16 protein-coding genes are annotated in these 15,704 nt (G+C 73.1%); 8 read left to right on the top strand and 8 right to left on the bottom strand.

Features of this window, described 5'->3' with window-relative positions:
* Positions 1-87: 87 nt before the first annotated feature.
* Together ACZ3ZD_RS09035 and ACZ3ZD_RS09030 are read right to left on the bottom strand one after the other, a co-directional pair.
* Positions 88-1,950 carry a chloride channel protein gene (locus ACZ3ZD_RS09035; protein ID WP_467395092.1) on the bottom strand — a complete coding sequence of 621 codons (1,863 nt, stop codon included), beginning with the start codon at positions 1,948-1,950 and terminating at the stop codon, positions 88-90.
* A 170-nt stretch (positions 1,951-2,120) separates the two neighbouring features.
* Positions 2,121-2,369 (bottom strand): hypothetical protein, encoded by a 249-nt coding sequence (locus tag ACZ3ZD_RS09030; protein ID WP_467395091.1) that lies wholly within the window; start codon positions 2,367-2,369, stop codon positions 2,121-2,123.
* Between the two features lie 143 nt (positions 2,370-2,512).
* Here ACZ3ZD_RS09030 and ACZ3ZD_RS09025 point away from each other — a divergent pair, with 143 nt between their 5' ends.
* The 6 genes from ACZ3ZD_RS09025 (at position 2,513) to ACZ3ZD_RS09000 (ending at position 8,264) form a co-directional block, all read left to right on the top strand.
* Positions 2,513-3,085 (top strand): MarR family winged helix-turn-helix transcriptional regulator, encoded by a 573-nt coding sequence (locus ACZ3ZD_RS09025; protein WP_467395090.1) that lies wholly within the window; start codon positions 2,513-2,515, stop codon positions 3,083-3,085.
* A gap of 116 nt (positions 3,086-3,201) precedes the next feature.
* A complete protein-coding gene (locus ACZ3ZD_RS09020) occupies positions 3,202-3,879 on the top strand; it encodes an AIM24 family protein (protein ID WP_467395089.1) in 678 nt (225 codons plus the stop codon).
* Positions 3,880-4,021: 142 nt separating this feature from the next.
* The gene (locus ACZ3ZD_RS09015; RefSeq protein ID WP_467395088.1) at positions 4,022-4,981 is read left to right on the top strand and encodes a threonine/serine dehydratase; all 960 of its coding nucleotides are present in this window, start codon (positions 4,022-4,024) and stop codon (positions 4,979-4,981) included.
* Positions 4,982-5,109: 128 nt separating this feature from the next.
* Positions 5,110-6,684, top strand: coding sequence for a serine/threonine-protein kinase (locus ACZ3ZD_RS09010; protein ID WP_467395087.1), 1,575 nt, complete (start codon positions 5,110-5,112; stop codon positions 6,682-6,684).
* A gap of 50 nt (positions 6,685-6,734) precedes the next feature.
* Positions 6,735-7,706, top strand: a complete 972-nt coding sequence (locus tag ACZ3ZD_RS09005; protein ID WP_467395086.1) for an LLM class F420-dependent oxidoreductase — start codon at positions 6,735-6,737, stop codon at positions 7,704-7,706.
* A 129-nt stretch (positions 7,707-7,835) separates the two neighbouring features.
* On the top strand, positions 7,836-8,264 hold the full coding sequence (locus ACZ3ZD_RS09000; RefSeq protein ID WP_467395085.1) for an SsgA family sporulation/cell division regulator: 429 nt from the start codon (positions 7,836-7,838) through the stop codon (positions 8,262-8,264).
* A 211-nt stretch (positions 8,265-8,475) separates the two neighbouring features.
* Here the strand turns inward: ACZ3ZD_RS09000 and ACZ3ZD_RS08995 are convergent, their stop codons facing one another.
* From ACZ3ZD_RS08995 to ACZ3ZD_RS08975, 5 genes are all read right to left on the bottom strand, one after another.
* Positions 8,476-8,973 (bottom strand): DUF6328 family protein, encoded by a 498-nt coding sequence (locus tag ACZ3ZD_RS08995; protein WP_467395084.1) that lies wholly within the window; start codon positions 8,971-8,973, stop codon positions 8,476-8,478.
* Between the two features lie 66 nt (positions 8,974-9,039).
* Positions 9,040-10,023: an aldo/keto reductase gene (locus ACZ3ZD_RS08990; RefSeq protein WP_467395083.1), complete on the bottom strand. Its 984-nt coding sequence runs from the start codon at positions 10,021-10,023 to the stop codon at positions 9,040-9,042.
* 12 nt (positions 10,024-10,035) lie between these two features.
* Complete coding sequence (locus ACZ3ZD_RS08985) at positions 10,036-10,635, bottom strand: TetR/AcrR family transcriptional regulator (protein WP_467395082.1); 600 nt, start codon at positions 10,633-10,635, stop codon at positions 10,036-10,038.
* Positions 10,632-12,104: an MFS transporter gene (locus tag ACZ3ZD_RS08980; protein ID WP_467395081.1), complete on the bottom strand. Its 1,473-nt coding sequence runs from the start codon at positions 12,102-12,104 to the stop codon at positions 10,632-10,634. The genes ACZ3ZD_RS08985 and ACZ3ZD_RS08980 overlap by 4 nt, the downstream gene beginning before the upstream one ends.
* Before the next feature lie 112 nt (positions 12,105-12,216).
* Positions 12,217-13,419, bottom strand: a complete 1,203-nt coding sequence (locus tag ACZ3ZD_RS08975; RefSeq protein WP_467395080.1) for an FAD-dependent monooxygenase — start codon at positions 13,417-13,419, stop codon at positions 12,217-12,219.
* 333 nt (positions 13,420-13,752) lie between these two features.
* Between ACZ3ZD_RS08975 and melC1 the strand changes: the two genes are divergently transcribed.
* Together melC1 and melC2 are read left to right on the top strand one after the other, a co-directional pair.
* Positions 13,753-14,133, top strand: a complete 381-nt coding sequence (gene melC1, locus ACZ3ZD_RS08970) for an apotyrosinase chaperone MelC1 (RefSeq protein WP_467395079.1) — start codon at positions 13,753-13,755, stop codon at positions 14,131-14,133.
* A 35-nt stretch (positions 14,134-14,168) separates the two neighbouring features.
* Complete coding sequence (melC2, locus tag ACZ3ZD_RS08965; RefSeq protein WP_467395078.1) at positions 14,169-14,990, top strand: tyrosinase MelC2; 822 nt, start codon at positions 14,169-14,171, stop codon at positions 14,988-14,990.
* Here the strand turns inward: melC2 and ACZ3ZD_RS08960 are convergent, their stop codons facing one another.
* Positions 14,991-15,689 (bottom strand): ribonuclease H family protein, encoded by a 699-nt coding sequence (locus tag ACZ3ZD_RS08960; protein ID WP_467395077.1) that lies wholly within the window; start codon positions 15,687-15,689, stop codon positions 14,991-14,993.
* Positions 15,690-15,704: the final 15 nt, after the last annotated feature.

Below are 15,704 nucleotides of genomic sequence, written 5' to 3'. Positions count from 1 at the left end.
ACGGAGAGTTGATGTTCCCTATACGATGGTTTCCTTGCCCTTTGCAATAGTTGTGACAGGCATGTGTTTTTGCCGGGCGCGCCTTGGTCAGGTCGTTACCGTCGCCCGCTCGCCCCTGCGTAGGCGCAGGGTGAAAACCCTTTCGGCGTGGTGTTCCTCGTGGAGGTCGATGCGCCGAGCGGTCAGCAGGTCGCGGAGACCGATGATCCCCTCCACCCGGGACGGCTCGTGCCGGGTGACGACGAGCAGCCGGGTCACCTCGTGCCGGGCCATGCGGTTGGCGAGGGCCCGGAGGGTCTCGTCGGGATGGGCGGTGACCGCCGTGGTGGCCAGGGCACCCAGCGGGGTGCGGTCGGCGGGATCGGCATGGACCAGCCGCCCTCGGGTGACGACACCGGCGAGGGCACCGTCGGCGTCGAGCACCGGGTAGAGGCGCTGGCCGAGGAGCCGGCCGGGGTCGCCCTCGTCGTGCGCGGCCCGCAGCAGCGCGGTGACCTCGCCCGCCGGACGGTCGGCGCGGAAGGTGACGGCGGCCGGGGTCTCCAGCTGGCGCACCAGGTGCACTTCGAGCGGGTCGACGGAGTACTCGCGGGTCAGGTGCATGCCGCGGCGCGCCAGCTTCTCGGTCAGCACCGAGCGCTTGAGCAGGACCACCGACAGCAGATGGGCGGCGGACGCGGTGACCACCATCGGGACCAGGGCGTTGACCTCGTGCGTCAGTTCCAGGCAGAAGACGATGCCGGTGAGCGGGGAGCGCATCACACCGCCGAGGACGCCGGCGAGCGAGACCAGCGCCCAGAAGCCGGGGCTGACGTGCGGGAAGACCAGGGACTCGGCGGCTCCGAGGGCGCCGCCGACCATGAACATCGGGGCGAGGACACCGCCGGAGGTGCCCGATCCGAGGGACAGGCCCCAGATGAGGGTCTTCACGACCAGGACGCCGACGATCAGTCCGAGGTCGGCGTGTCCGGTCAGCAGGGCGTCGATGACGTCGTAGCCGACTCCGAGGGCGCGCGGTTCGACCAGGCCGCCGACGCCGATGATCACGCCGCCGAGGGCCGGCCACCACATCCAGTGGACGCGCAGGCGGGAGAAGAGGTCCTCGGAGAAGTAGACGAGGGCGGTGGCGCCCAGGGCGAGCAGCCCGGCCGCGACGCCGGCGACCACGCACAGGCCGTACGCGCCCAGAGGGATGAGGGCAGGCACATGGGAGCCGCCGAAGAGCGGGTCGGTGCCGAGCAGGGGGCCGCGGACCAGGGTGGCGGTCACGGCGGCCACGGCCACCGGGAGGTAGGAACGGGGGCGCCACTCGAAGAGCAGCAGCTCGACGGCGAGCAGGATGGAGGCGAGCGGTGCGTTGAAGGTCGCGGCCATGCCGGCGGCGGACCCCGCGACCAGCAGGGCCTTGCGCTCGTCGGTGGTGACCCGCAGGAACTGGGCGATCAGTGAGCCGACGGCGCCCCCGGTCATGATGATCGGCCCCTCGGCGCCGAACGGGCCGCCGGTGCCGATGGATATCGCGGCCGAGGCCGGCTTCAGCACGGCCACCCTGGGCTGCACCCGGCTGCCGCCGACCAGGATCGACTCGATGGCCTCGGGCATGCCGTGACCCCGGATCTTGTCCGAGCCGTAGCGGGCCATCAGGCCGATGACGAGACCGCCGACCACCGGCATCACCAGCAGCAGCCAGCGGTGCGGGGTGTCCGCGGGTACGGCGGTGCCGAACCCGAGACGGCCGCGGAAGGCGAGATTCGTGATCAGGCCGATCAGCTTGAGCAGCCCCGCGGCCACGACGGCGGCGACGGCACCGACGGGCGCGGCGAGCAGCGCGATGAGCACGACGCGGGGCGGTACGTGGAAGTCCCCCAGGTGCGGGATCTTCAGCGGGGCCGGGCCGGGCGGCCCGTCGGCGGGATGGGAGCGGGATCTCGGGGACACGGAAGCGGGCACGGGGACTCCACGGGAGGCGGCGGGCGGGCGGGCCGGACGGCGTGCGGGCGCCGTTGCCCGTACGGGGACACGTCGGAGAAGAGGGGAAGAGGCGCGCCGGGCCGGGACCGGCGCACGCCGGACGGACGCGCCTCGTCGCGCGTCCGCCGCGGGGGGTCAGGCGGGTGCCGTCACGCGGGCCCGGGGCGGGCCGAGCGGACCCGCCCGGGACGCAGGATGCGAATGCTGCGCCCCGCGCACACCCGGCAGGTGTTGTCCATGAGCGGTGAGGGCACGCGCAGGCGGCCCTTCACGTAGTAGGCGGCACACAGGCGGCCGGAGCCGTCCCGGACGTGCCGGATCTCGAACGTGCCCTCCCAGGCGTGCCCGCAGCGCAGGCACACGAAGGAATAGGCTTCCCGTATCGGTTCGGTTCTCATGGTCATCACCCTCGGCACCGAAGCCGCCGCGCCCGCACGGCCCCTGGTCTTGGACACCAATCTATCATTGCACTGTGCAATGGTCACGTGGGGGACGCCGGGACGCCGGGCCGTGGAGCAGGAGCAGCCGGAATGAGGAGTCCATGACGCAGCAGGGCAACAGCCGGAACGAACCGCCGGCCGGTCCCCGGGGTGCGGACGAGGTGCTGGACCGCGAGGCCGAGGAGGTGACCCTGGCGGTGATGGCCGCCTCCCGGCTGATCGTCGCGCTCTCCGCCCGCGCCCTGGCCTCGGTCGACGTACCCCTGACCCTGCCGCAGCTGCGGTCCCTGGTCGCCCTGCACAGCTGCGGGCCCATCAAGCTCGCCGCCATGGCCGCGACCCTGGGCGTCACCCCCTCCACGGCCCTGCGGATGGCCGAACGGCTGGAGTCACTGGACCTCATGGACCGGCGCGTGAACCCGGACAACCGCCGCGAGGTCGTGCTCCGGCTGACCGCGGCGGGGCAGCGGCTGGTCGAGGAGGTCCTCGGTCACCGGCGCGCGGAGATCCGCACACTGGTCGAGCGGCTGCCCGCGCGGGAGCGGGCCGCTCTGGTGCCCGCGCTCAGGGCTCTGACCACGGCCGCGGCCGATCTGAACCACGGCCTGGACCCGGTCGGCGAGACCGACCGGGTGGCCGGTGTGGTCGACGATCCGCTCAATCCGGCGCCGTGAGGCATGGCCGAAGCGGGCCGTGCCGCACGGGAGTTCGCGACCGCGGCCCCGCGGTGAGGGGACCGGTACGGTCCGTGATCTTGGCGGAACGCCCCCGTCCGGGACACCATGCCCCCATGAAGGGTGATCTCTTTTCCAGTCAGCACACGGTGCGGCCGGCCGTGGAGCCGGGCATGTCCGTCGAGAACGCCAAGTGCGTCAGATACGCCGTGAACGGCGAGATGTACGCCCGGCAGGGCGCGATGATCGCCTACCGCGGCGACCTCGTCTTCGAGCGCAAGGGGCAGGGCGTCGGCGGCATGCTCAAGCGCGCTGTCACCGGTGAGGGACTGCCCCTCATGGCGGTGCGCGGGCAGGGCGAGGCCTGGTTCGCGCACGAGGCGCAGAACTGCTTCATCGTCGACGTCGAGCCCGGTGACCGGTTCACCGTCAACGGCCGCAACGTCCTGTGTTTCGACGCCTCGCTGTCGTACGAGATCAAGACGGTGAAGGGGTCCGGCATCGCCGGCGGCGGCCTGTTCAACAGCGTGTTCAGCGGGCAGGGCCGGCTCGGCCTGGTCTGCGAGGGCAACCCGCTGGTCATCCCGGTGACCGCGCAGGCGCCGGTGTACGTCGACACGGACGCGGTGGTGGGCTGGACGGCGCACCTGCAGACCTCGCTGCACCGCTCGCAGTCCCTCGGCTCGATGCTGCGCGGCGGTTCGGGTGAGGCCGTGCAGCTGATGCTCCAGGGCGAGGGGTTCGTGGTGGTACGGCCGAGCGAGCTGACCCCTCAGAAGGCCCAGCAGCACTGACCCCGGGCCCCGGCCGGGCAGCCGGACCCGCCCGTGGGACGCGCGGGGCGACCATGATCCGGAACGGCGTTGACCGCAGGCCCCCGGGCGGGCCAAGGTGCGAACGGCGCGGTTGCCGACCCGCGCCGGAAGGTGGAGCACCGTGATCGACCTCGCGACGATCGAGACCGCCGCACAGCGGATCGCCGGGCACGTCGTACGGACGCCGACGGTGCCGAGCCCCGGGCTGAGCGCACTGCTCGGGGTGCCGGTCACCGCCAAGCTCGAACTGCTCCAGCGCACCGGCTCGTTCAAGGCCCGCGGCGCCACCGCCAAGCTGCTGTCGCTCGGCGCGGCCGAACGGGCGGCAGGTGTGGTCGCGGTCAGCGGCGGCAACCACGGGATCGCCCTCGCGGTGATGGCGGCGGCCCTCGATGTGAAGGCCACCGTGGTGATGCCGCGTACCGCGCCCGCGCGCTCCATCGCGCTCGCCGAGGACGCCGGGGCGTCGGTGCGGCTGACGGACGGCATGGACAGCGCCTTCCGGCTGGTGACCCGGCTGCGGGACGAGGGCCTGACGCTGGTCCACCCCTTCGACGACCCGGTGGTGATCGCCGGGCAGGGCACGGTGGGGCTGGAGCTGGCCGAGGACGCCGGGGAGCTGACCGACGTCCTCGTCAGCGTGGGCGGCGGCGGTCTGATCGCCGGTGTCGCGGCGGCCCTGCGCGCACTGCGGCCCGGGGTGCGCGTGTGGGGCGTGGAGACCGCGGGCGCGGAGGCGATGTCGGGCGCGCTGGCGGCCGGCGGCCCGGTCCCGGTGCCGCTGTCCTCCCTGGTGACCACGTTGAGCGCGCCCTCGGTGTCACAGCTGACGTACGACCATGTGTCCGCGCTGGTCGAGGAGGTCCTGGTGGTCTCGGACCGGGAGGCGGTGCAGGGCTGCCTGGACCTCGCCGAGCATGCCAAGGTGTGGGCCGAGCCGGCCGCGGGCTGTCTGCTGCCGGCGGCCCGGCAGGTGGCTCAGCGGACCGGCGACGGCGCCCGGATCGGGCTCGTGGTGTGCGGCGGCAACACCTCGCCGGGCGAACTCACCGGCTGGGCCACCTCCTTCGGGCTGCTGTGAGCGGGAGCGTGGGAACGAAAAAACGTTTGAACAAAAGGCAGGAGGGGCTCGAATTGCGGATTCTTTGAACACACCCCCGCGCCCCCCGCGTACCTCTGGGAAAGACGAGGCAGGGGTTCCAGCGAGGGATGACCATGGTCGAGGCAGACGTCCGCGCACACGAGTTGGTCGCCGGCCGGTACCGGCTCCTGGAGGTCTTCGCCCGCGAGACGAACCGCCTGTGGTGGTACGCCGAGGACGTGACGGCACAGCAGCCGCGCCTGGTGGCACAGACCGCCCTGCCGAAACCCGCCGCCGAGGACACCGCCCGCCGCGTCACCGCCCGGGTCGTCCGCACGTCGGAGACCATGCGGCTGCTGCGCCCCGGCCAGGTCGCCGCGGTCGTCGACGCCGTGGTGGAGGCGGGCATCCTGTGGACGGTCACCGAGTGGATCGACGGTACGCCCCTGAGTGAACTCCTCGCCGAGGAGGGCTCGTTCCACCCGGTGCGGGCGGCCCGCATCGGTCTGGAGCTGCTGGACGTGCTGCAGGCCGCGCACGAGGAGGGCGTCACGCACGGCGAGTTGAGCCCCGGCCAGGTGTTCGTGCGGGACGGCGGGCCGGTCGTCGTCACCGGGTTCGGCCTGGCGGGCGCGACCCTGGTCCCCCGGCTCACGGCACCGTCGTACGCCTCCCCGGAGCAGGCCCGGGACGAGCGCATCGGCCCGGCCGCCGACCTGTGGGCGCTGGGCGCGCTGCTGTACACGATGGTCGAGGGCCGGCCGCCGTTCCGGGACCGCGGCCGGCCCGACGCCACCCTGAAGGCGGTGGACCGGCTGCCGCTGCGCACCCCGCTGCGGACGGGCCCGCTCACCCAGGCCGTGCAGGGGCTGCTGCGCAAGAGCGCGCGGGAGCGGCTGACCCGGCCGGTCGTGCGGGAGGCGCTGACCCGGGCGCTGACCGAGGACACCGACGCGGACCGGGAACCGGCTCCCGCGCCCCGGCTGCGCGGCGCCTACCGGGGCGTACGGCCGGCCGGCCCGCGGCGGAGCGGATGGGTGCCGGCCGTCGGCGCCGCGCTGGCCCTGGCCGCGGTGGCGGCGGTGCTGGTCGCGACCCACGCGCTGCCCGGCACGGGCCCGGCCCCGGCGCCGCCCCGGGCCACGCCGACCGACCGGCACACCGGCGGCGGCACCCCGACCGCCTCCGCGCCGGCCGCCACACCGAGCACCCCGGCGGCCCCCGCCTCCCCCACGCTGCCGTTCGGCTACCGCAGGTACAGCGCCCCCGAGGGGTTCTCGGTGGCGCTGCCCGACGGCTGGAAGCGGCTGGCCACCTCCCGGGTGGCCGACCTCGCCTACCGCGTCACCTTCGGCCGGGGCGGCGACTCGCCCACCCTCGCCGTCACCTACAGCGAGCGGGTGGGCCCCGACCCGGTCGCCGTCTGGCGAGACGACGTCGAGCCCGGGCTGGCGCGCCTGCCCGGCTACCAGCGGGTGGGTGCCGTACGGGCCGTCACCTACCAGGGGCACAGGGCGGCCGACCTGGAGTGGCTCGCGGGGTCCGGGAAGGCGCGGACGCACACCTTCGGACGGGGGTTCCTGCTCGGCGGGACGCGGGGTTTCTCCCTGCGGTTCACCACCTTGGCCGCCGCTTGGGGTGACTCGGCCGACCGGCTGGCGCTGAGGACGTTCCTGGCGACGTTCCGGACGCCGAAGGGCTGAGTTGTGCCCGTGGGCTGTTTTCAGGCCGCCGAGCCGGGGACTCGCTTCGTATGGTGCAAATCGGATACACGATGATGACCGAGCAGACGGGTCCCCGGGACCTGGTGGACCACGTGGTGCGTGCGGAGGAGGCCGGGTTCGACTTCTCGGTCATCTCCGACCACTACTTCCCGTGGCTGCGCTCGCAGGGGCACTCCTCGTACGCGTGGAGCGTGCTGGGTGCCGCCGCCCAGGCCACCTCGCGGATCCCCCTGATGACCTACGTCACCTGCCCCATCCTGCGCTACCACCCGGCGATCGTGGCGCAGAAGGCGGCGACGGTGCAGCTGCTCTCGGAGGGCAGGTTCCGGCTCGGCCTCGGCGCCGGCGAGAACCTCAACGAGCATGTCGTGGGCGGCGGCTGGCCCCCGGTCGACGTCCGCCACGAGATGCTCGAAGAGGCGATGCAGATCATCCGCGCGCTGTTCGAGGGCGGCCATGTCACCCATCACGGGCAGCACTACGACGTGGAGTCGGCCAAGCTGTGGGACCTGCCCGAGCAGGCGCCGCCGATCGGCCTCGCCGTCTCCGGCGAGCAGTCCTGCAAGCTCGCCGGGCAGCTGGCCGACCTGGTGATCGCGACCGAACCGAAGGCAGACCTGCTGGAGTCCTTCGACCGGCACGGTGGCAGCGGCAAGCCCCGGGTCGGCCAGCTGCCGGTCTGCTACGACCCCGACCGGAACACGGCGATCAAGCGCGCGCACTCCCAGTTCCGCTGGTTCGGGCTGGGCTGGAAGGTGAACGCCGAACTGCCCCACCCGGACTCCTTCGAGGCCGCGACCCAGTTCGTCACCGAGGACGACGTCGCCTCCGCCATCCCGTGCGGTGACGACCCCGACGCCTTCGTGGAGGCCGTACGGCCCTACGCGGAGGCCGGGTTCGGGGAGGTCGCCCTGGTGCAGATCGGCGGGGACTCGCAGCCGGAGTTCCTCGACTGGTCGGCGAAGACGCTGCTGCCCGCGCTGCGGAAGGCGTTCGCCTGACGGTTCGCCGTCCGGCCCGGTGGCGGGTCGCGGCGGCGGGATCCAGCGAAATCAGTCACTTGGGTGAGCATCCTGGTCACTTCGGGGGTACTAGAGGGCCCTACGCCGATTGTTGCCGGAGGCCCCCGCGTGAACCCGTTCGTGCACAAGACCCTGGTGGTGCAGCTCCTCGCACAGGGCACCGGCCGGTGCCCTGTGCTGGCCCACCTCAGCTACGACGCCGACGACCCGTTCGCGGTCACCGCCGTCTTCGCCCACGACGGCCGGGTGCTGGCCTCCTGGCAGCTGGACCGTCAGATGCTCGGCGAGGGGCTGGTCCGGCCGGTCGGGGCCGGTGACGTGCGACTGCGCCCGGAGGCCACCGGGATCTGGCAGGAGCTGCGCCTGGAGTTCCTCGGGGACACCCGGCCGGACGGCAGCCGGCACCACGCGGTGGTCTTCGCCTGGGCGCCCGCGGTCGCCGCGTTCCTGCGCGAGACCCACAAGCTCGTCCCGCCGGGGCGGGAACACTTCCCGGCGGACGAACTGCTGGCGGAGATCCTCTCCACGGCCGAGTAGCCGGGCGGGGGGCGGTCCTTGCCACGGCCGAGCAGCCGGGCCGGGTGGACGGTCCTCTCCACGGCCGAGTCGCGGAGCCGCGTGGGCGGGTGATCGGGTGCGTACCGGCGCGGGGCTTCGACCCGGCCGTGCCCGAACGCCGTTATCCCGCCCGTACCCCGGCGTTACGGCCGGGCCGGGCGGGCGGGGGGGGAAGGGGCGGCCGGGGGTCCTAGCGTTCGTCCGTCCTGGACGTGTGCCGACGGCGGGCCCACAGTGGCAGGCCGTACCAGCACACCAGGTACCAGGCGACGACGGCCGCCACCAGGAACGGCACATAGGCGTCGTGCGTGGCGACCCGGAGGATCAGCAGCAGCGACGACGTCATCGTGGCGAGCAGCAGGAGCAGGCCGACGAAGGTCATCCGTGACGCCAGCCGTACCGCCTGCGGCTTGACGCGGCGGCCCGACACCAGGCGGTGCAGGGACACCGGCCCGATGAGGGCACCGGTGGCACAGGCGCCCAGCACGACGGTCACGATGTAGATGGCCTGGTCGGTGTCGGTGAGCCGGACGTACTTGGGCTGGAACACCACGGTCAGCAGGAAGCCGAAGAGGATCTGCACCCCGGTCTGGGCCACCCGGACCTCCTGGATGAGCTCGCCCCACATCCGGTCGGCCCGCTCCTCCTCGGTCTCGTTCCGCCCCCTGCGCTGTCCTGCCTCCGTCATGCGGTTGCGTGTAACCGCGCGGCGATCCCTTCAAACGGTCCGCTCGCACGGTCCGCGTGCCCGTGGCTACCAGCGGTGTTCGACCTGGTCCCTGATCCGTCGTTCGTAGAGCCCGCGGATCGCGGTGAGGGTCTCCTCGGACAGCGGCGGCAGCTTGGCCGCGGCTGCGTTGGCGCGGGCCTGCCCCGGGTGGCGGGCGCCGGGGATCACCGTGGTCACACCGTCCTGCTCGATGATCCAGCGCAGCGCCAGCTGGGCCGGGGTGTAGCCCTGCGGGGCGAGCGCGGCGAACTCGGCGGCGGCCTCGACACCGGTCTCGTAGTCGACACCGGAGAAGGTCTCGCCCTGGTCGAAGGCCTCGCCGTGCCGGTTGTAGGTGCGGTGGTCGTCGGCCGCGAACACCGTGTCCTTCGTGTACCTGCCGGACAGCAGCCCGGAGGCGAGGGGGACGCGCGCGATGACGCCGACGCCGGCCGCGCGGGCGGCGGGCAGCACCTCGTACAGGGGCTTCATGCGGAACGGGTTGAGGATGATCTGCACGCTCGCCACGTTCGGCCGGGCGATCGCGGTGAGCGCCTCGGCGCAGGTCTCCACGCTCACCCCGTACGCGGCGACGCGCTCCTCCTCGACCAGGGTGTCCAGGGCGTCGAACACGGCGTCGCGGGAGTAGACCGGGGTGGGAGGGCAGTGCAGCTGCACCAGGTCGATCCGGTCGACGCCGAGGTTGCGGCGCGAGCGGTCGTTCCGGGCGCGGAAGTTGTCCAGCACGTAGTTCTCGGGGACCTGCGCCGCCCGGCGGCCCATCTTGGTGGCCACGAGCACGTGCAGATCGGGGCGGCCGCGCAGGAAGGAGGCGATGGTCTCCTCGCTGCGTCCGTCGCCGTACACGTCGGCCGTGTCGAAGAAGGTGACGCCGGCCTCGGCCGCCGCCTCCAGGACGGACAGGGCCTCCTTGTCGTCCACGGCACCCCAGTCGGCGCCCAGCTGCCAGGTGCCGAGGCCGACCACCGACGCCCACTGGCCCGACCTGCCGATCACGCGTTCGTCCATGGCGTCAGTCTGTCATCCGGTACGGCCGCACGTGAGCTGCGCCTGTACGGCGGGTCCGTAGCGGTCGGCGAGGGCGTCGGTGTCGGCGCCGCGCAGGTGGGGGCCGCGGGCGATGCCGTACATCACGCCGAGGCCGACCAGGGCGGCGACGGCGAGTTCGGCGCGCAGGCCCGCGTCGGGGCCGGTGAGCCGGGCGGCGAGGCGTTCGGTGACCTGGGCGCGGAAGTTGGCGCGCAGCACCTCGCCGTGGTCGCCGTGCAGCGGGGCGAAGGCGATGCGCAGCAGCGGGTCGGCGCCCCGTTCACGCTGGCTGGACACCACGTGCCGGACCATGTGCCGGCCGAGGTCGTCCAGGGGGGCGTCCAGCAGGTCGTCGGCGTCCGTGTCGAAGGACATCACGCGGGCGAACAGGGCGTCCTTGTTGCCGAAGTACTTCAGGATCAGCGGCGGGCTGACCCCGGCCCGTTCGGCGACGGCCCTGAGGGTGATGTCGGCGTGCGCGTGCCGGGCCAGGAGGTGGCGGGCTGCCTTCAGGATGGCGTCCCTGGTGGCCTCCGCGTCCCGGCGCGCGGGGGCGGGCGCCCGGCCGGGTGGTGTGCTCACGGTCCTCATGCTCCCTCCATCGCCTCGTCACGGGTGCCCCGGGTGGCGACGCGGAGTCGCCGGGTGCCGTCTTCGGGCCGGTCGCCGGGGATGGACAGGGCGGCCGCGCAGGCGGCGAGGGCGACGGCGCCGGCCAGGGCGAAGGCGATCAGATAGCCGTGCAGGGTGGGGACGGGGACGCCGGCGAGGGGGCTGCTGTGGTGGACGAGGACGGCGGCGACGGCCGCGCTGGAGACGGCCTGGCCGATGGTGCGCATGAGGACGTTGACACCGTTGGCGGAGGCGGTCTGGGCGGCCGGTACGGCGCGCAGGATCAGGGTGGGCAGCGCGGAGTAGGCGAGCGTGGTGCCGGTCGCCACCACGGACGCGCCGAGGATGATCATCCACACGTCGCGGCTGTCGGCGATGCGCAGCGCGTAGCCGCAGGCGATGACGGCGGCGCCCAGCGCGAGCGTGACGCGTGGGCCGCGCGCGGCCGAGATGCGGGCCGACAGCGGGGAGAACAGCAGCATGGTGACGCCGCCGGGCAGCAGGCAGAGCCCGGTGGCGACGATGGACAGGCCGAGGCCGTACCCGGTGCCCCTCGGCGCCTGCACCAGCTGGGCGGTGACCAGGGAGTTGGCGTAGAAGGCGAAGCCGGTCAGGAGGGCCGCCACGTGGGACAGGCCCACCCGCGGCCGGGTGACCAGCCGCAGGTCGACCAGCGGCCGGGCGGCGCGCAGCTGCTGCCGGCACCACAGGGCGAGGACGGCGGCGGACGCGACGAACAGGGCGAGGACCCGGGGGCTGCCCCAGCCCCAGCTGCCGCCCTGGGAGACGCCCAGCAGCAGGCAGACCAGCCCGGCGGCGAGGCCGAGCGCGCCGGTGACGTCGAAGCGGCCGGGCTCGCGCAGCGGCGACTCCCGCACCGCCCACCAGGTGGCCGTGACACCCAGCGCGCCCAGGGCGCTGGTCAGCCAGAACATGGTGTGCCAGTCGGCGTACTGCACGACCAGTGCGGCGAGCGGCAGGCCGAGCGCGGCGCCGGTGCCGACGGTGGAACTCATCAGCGCCACCGCCGAGCCCCGGCGTTCGGGCGGGAGTTCGTCGCGCAGGATGCTGATGGAGAGCGGGACCACGGAGGCGGCGGCGCCCTGGAGGGCGCGGGCGGTGATGAGCACGCCGATGTCGGAGGAGAGCGCGCACATCACCGAGCCGACGGTCATGAGGGCGAGCGCGGCGGTGAGCACCCGGCGCTTGCCGTACATGTCGCCGGCCCGGCCGAGCACGGGGGTGAGGACGGCGCCGGAGAGCAGGGTGGCGGTGACCATCCAGGAGACGGTGGCGGGTGACGCGCCGGTGAGCCGGGGCAGGTCCGGCAGGAGCGGGACGACCACGGTCTGCATGACCGCCATCAGGATGCCGCCCGACGCCAGGACCGGCACGGTGAGCCGGTCGCGCAGCCGGGGCCGCGGGAGTATGGGGGGCGGCTGGTCCATCGGCTCTCCTGCGGGCGGCGGTGACGAGGTGAATAAGAATTCACCCTATCGAGTGAATGGGTATTCACCAACGTTTCGCCGCCCGAGGCCGGCCCGGTCCGAAGGAAAGGATCTAGCCCCGGCGGTCCGTGGAGCGGGCGTGCAGGGCGCGGGCGGCGCGGGGGCCGAGCCAGCGCTTGAGCCTGCGCAGCGGCTCCAGTTGTCCGGCCGCCTTGTCCAGGCCGTAGTACAGCTGCGGCGGGATGTGCGGCAGCAGGGGCGAGTGGCGCTGGCCGAGCAGGGCGAACATCCGGTGCGGGGGCAGGTGGATGTAGCGGGGCAGGTTCTCGTACCACTGGGCGCTGTAGCGGGCCGCGCTCTGCACGGACAGCAGCTCGGCCTGGCGCCGGCGCTCGTAGGCGCCGAGGGCCTCGGGCAGGCCGGCGTGTTCGCGCAGGGCGCCGGCCAGGCACATGGCGTCCTCCAGGGCGAGGGTGGTGCCGGCGCCGATGGAGTAGTGGGTGGTGTGGGCCGCGTCGCCGAGCAGGACCAGGTTGCCGTGGTGCCAGGTCCGGTTGGTGAGGGTGCGGAAGGTCTGCCAGGAGGCGCCGGAGCGGGCGGTGAGGGGGTGGCCGTCGAGGACGTCGGCGAACAGCTTCTCCAGCAGGGTGAGTCCCTCGGCCTCGTCGGCCCGGTCCAGGCCGAGCCCGGTGAAGGTGTCCGGGGAGCACTCGACGACGCAGGTGCTGTGGTCGCCGCTGTAGCCGTAGCCGTAGGCCCAGATCCAGCCGTGCTCGGTCTCGGTGAAGGCGAAGGTGAAGGCGTCGAAGACCTTGGTGGTGCCGAGCCAGATGTAGGGGTTGCGGCCGACGCTGACGCGGGTGCCGAAGTGGTCGGCCGCGCGGGTGCGCAGGGCGCTGTGTACGCCGTCGGCCGCGACGACGAGGTCCGCGCCGGCGGGCGGCTCCGTCAGCTCGCTGTCGAACTCCAGGCGGACGCCGAGGGAGCGGGCCCGGTCGGCGAGCAGGCCGAGCAGCCGGTGCCGGCCGATCCCGCGACCCTCGTCGCCCCGGTGCCGGGTGGTCAGGTCGCCGACGTGGGCGACGCCGTCGGTCCAGCGGACGGAGTGCTCCTCGATCGCGCGCGCCGTCTCCGGGTCGTGTTCCCGGAGTCGGTCGAGGAGCCCGCGCCAGTACGTCACACCCCAGCCGTAGGTGGACCCCTCCGGATTGCGTTCATGGACGGTGATGTCATGGGACGGGTCCTGCCGCTTGAGCAGGATGGCGAGGTACAGGCCCGCGGGCCCGCCTCCGACGCAGACGACCTTCACACGCACACCCCTGACAGTCACCGGACGTGGTCGGACGGAACCGGAGGGTAGCAGGGGTGAGGGGCCTCCCGATCACGCCAGATTGGCGCGGTGAGCCCCGCCACTCGGACGGGCGGCAACCGGAAAGGATCACCGGAAACCCGGTCGCGCCGGCAAGGAATTCCCCGTTCCGGAGCGGAACCGGTTGTCACCACAGCAAGATCATCTTAGTTCAACCCTGTACGACATGTGGTTAATTGTCCGGATCGCAGCCAACCGGTGCCGGATGATTTCTTCCGCCCCGGAAGGTCCCGATAGGCATGCGTGGTCACCACCGGACCACTCCTGAGGAGGACCCGCATGCCCGACATCACCCGGCGCCGCGCGCTCACCGCGGCGGCCGCCGTCGCCGCGACGGCCTCGGTCGCCGCCACCCTCGCCACGCCCGGCGCGTCGGCCTCCGACCACCACATGCCCACCACCCCCGGCTCCTTCGACGAGGTCTACAAGGGCCGCCGGATACAGGGCCGTCCGGCGAGCGGCGGCGGACACCACCACGAACACGGCGGCGGATACGAGGTGTTCGTCGACGGCGTGCAGCTGCACGTGATGCAGAACGCCGACGGCAGCTGGATCAGCGTCGTCAGCCACTACGACCCGGTGCCCACCCCGCGCGCCGCCGCCCGTGCCGCGGTGGACGAGCTGCAGGGAGCGCCGCTGCTTCCGTTCCCCGCCAACTGACCGCCCTCGCAAGGATTTCCGGAGCCACGAGCACCATGACCGTACGCAAGAACCAGGCCACCCTCACCGCCGACGAGAAGAAGCGGTTCGTCGCCGCCGTCCTCGAACTCAAGCGCAGCGGGCGCTACGACGACTTCGTCCGCACGCACAACGAGTTCATCATGTCGGACACCGACACCGGCGAGCGGACCGGCCACCGCTCACCGTCCTTCCTGCCCTGGCACCGCAGATTCCTGCTCGACTTCGAGCAGGCGCTGCAGTCCGTGGACCCCTCGGTGGCGCTGCCCTACTGGGACTGGAGCACCGACCGCACGGTACGCGCCTCGCTGTGGGCACCGGACTTCCTCGGCGGCAACGGGCGCAGCAGCGACGGCCGCGTGATGGACGGCCCGTTCGCGGGGTCCACGGGCAACTGGCCGCTCACCGTGCGGGTCGACGGCCGTACGTTCCTGCGCCGCTCGCTCGGCACCGGCGTGCGGGAGCTGCCCACGCCCGCCGAGGTGGAGTCGGTGCTGTCGATGACGACGTACGACATGGCGCCGTACAACAGCGCCTCGGACGGCTTCCGCAACCACCTGGAGGGCTGGCGCGGGGTCAACCTGCACAACCGGGTGCACGTGTGGGTCGGCGGGCAGATGGCCACCGGGGTCTCCCCCAACGACCCGGTGTTCTGGCTGCACCACGCCTTCATAGACAAGCTGTGGGCGCAGTGGCAGCGGCGGCACCCGGGCGTCGGCTACGTGCCGACGGGCGGGACGCCGGATGTGGTGGACCTCGACGAGACCATGAAGCCGTGGAACACCGTGCGCCCGGCGGACATGCTGGACCACACCAGGTTCTACACGTTCGACGTCTGATCAGGCCTCGGCGGTACGGCACTCCGGGTGGCCCCAGCCCTGCGCGTTCTTGGCGATCTTCTCGCCGGCCGCGTAGGGCCGGCCGCACTGGCAGCGTCCGGGGAACTTCGCCTTGATCGTGCGCGCGGACGCGGCGCCGCCGGTGCGCCGGGTCGCCTTCGCGCGCGGGGCACCGGCCGCCTTCGGGGTGTCGGGCGACGGCGGGGGCTCCGGCGAGCCGAGCGCGCTGCCGGCCGCCTCCTGGACGGAGGCCGCCTGGCTGGCCGCGCGGTCGGCGAAGTCGTTCAGCGGGTCGCCGTCGACCTGGTGGGCGGGGACGTAGCGGAACTCGACGGAGCGGCCGCCGAGGAGCGTGTCGATGCGGACCACCAGGTCCTGGTTGGCGACGGGCTTGCCGGCGGCGGTCTTCCAGCCGTTGCGCTTCCAGCCGGGCAGCCAGGTGGTGACGGCCTTCATCGCGTACTGGGAGTCCATCCGGATCTCCATCGGCACGTCCGGGTCGACGGCCGCGAGCAGCTGCTCCAGGGCCGTCAGCTCGGCGACGTTGTTGGTGGCCCGGCCGAGCGGGCCGGCCGCCCAGCGCGCGGGGGTCCGCTCGTCGCCGTCCGAGACCACCCACGCCCATCCGGCCGGTCCGGGGTTCCCCTTCGAAGCCCCGTCGCACGCGGCCACCACACGTTCACGCATGTCCTCGATCATGCCATGGCCGCGGGC

It is taken from the genome of Streptomyces sp. NPDC023481 (genome assembly GCF_055560195.1).
Note: the sequence above shows the minus strand (reverse complement) of the source record. Positions and strands in the feature narration are given on the sequence as shown.

Bases quoted from the DNA above. Each gene is read 5' to 3' on its own strand.
- ACZ3ZD_RS09010 (WP_467395087.1), top strand. From the start codon at position 5,110: ATGACCATGGTCGAGGCAGACGTCCGCGCACACGAGTTGGTCGCCGGC.
- ACZ3ZD_RS08995 (WP_467395084.1), bottom strand. From the start codon at position 8,973: ATGACGGAGGCAGGACAGCGCAGGGGGCGGAACGAGACCGAGGAGGAG.
- ACZ3ZD_RS09025 (WP_467395090.1), top strand. From the start codon at position 2,513: ATGACGCAGCAGGGCAACAGCCGGAACGAACCGCCGGCCGGTCCCCGG.
- ACZ3ZD_RS08985 (WP_467395082.1), bottom strand. From the start codon at position 10,635: ATGAGGACCGTGAGCACACCACCCGGCCGGGCGCCCGCCCCCGCGCGC.
- ACZ3ZD_RS08980 (WP_467395081.1), bottom strand. From the start codon at position 12,104: ATGGACCAGCCGCCCCCCATACTCCCGCGGCCCCGGCTGCGCGACCGG.
- ACZ3ZD_RS09005 (WP_467395086.1), top strand. From the start codon at position 6,735: ATGGTGCAAATCGGATACACGATGATGACCGAGCAGACGGGTCCCCGG.
- melC1 (WP_467395079.1), top strand. From the start codon at position 13,753: ATGCCCGACATCACCCGGCGCCGCGCGCTCACCGCGGCGGCCGCCGTC.
- ACZ3ZD_RS08960 (WP_467395077.1), bottom strand. From the start codon at position 15,689: ATGATCGAGGACATGCGTGAACGTGTGGTGGCCGCGTGCGACGGGGCT.
- ACZ3ZD_RS08990 (WP_467395083.1), bottom strand. From the start codon at position 10,023: ATGGACGAACGCGTGATCGGCAGGTCGGGCCAGTGGGCGTCGGTGGTC.
- ACZ3ZD_RS09030 (WP_467395091.1), bottom strand. From the start codon at position 2,369: ATGAGAACCGAACCGATACGGGAAGCCTATTCCTTCGTGTGCCTGCGC.
- melC2 (WP_467395078.1), top strand. From the start codon at position 14,169: ATGACCGTACGCAAGAACCAGGCCACCCTCACCGCCGACGAGAAGAAG.
- ACZ3ZD_RS09020 (WP_467395089.1), top strand. From the start codon at position 3,202: ATGAAGGGTGATCTCTTTTCCAGTCAGCACACGGTGCGGCCGGCCGTG.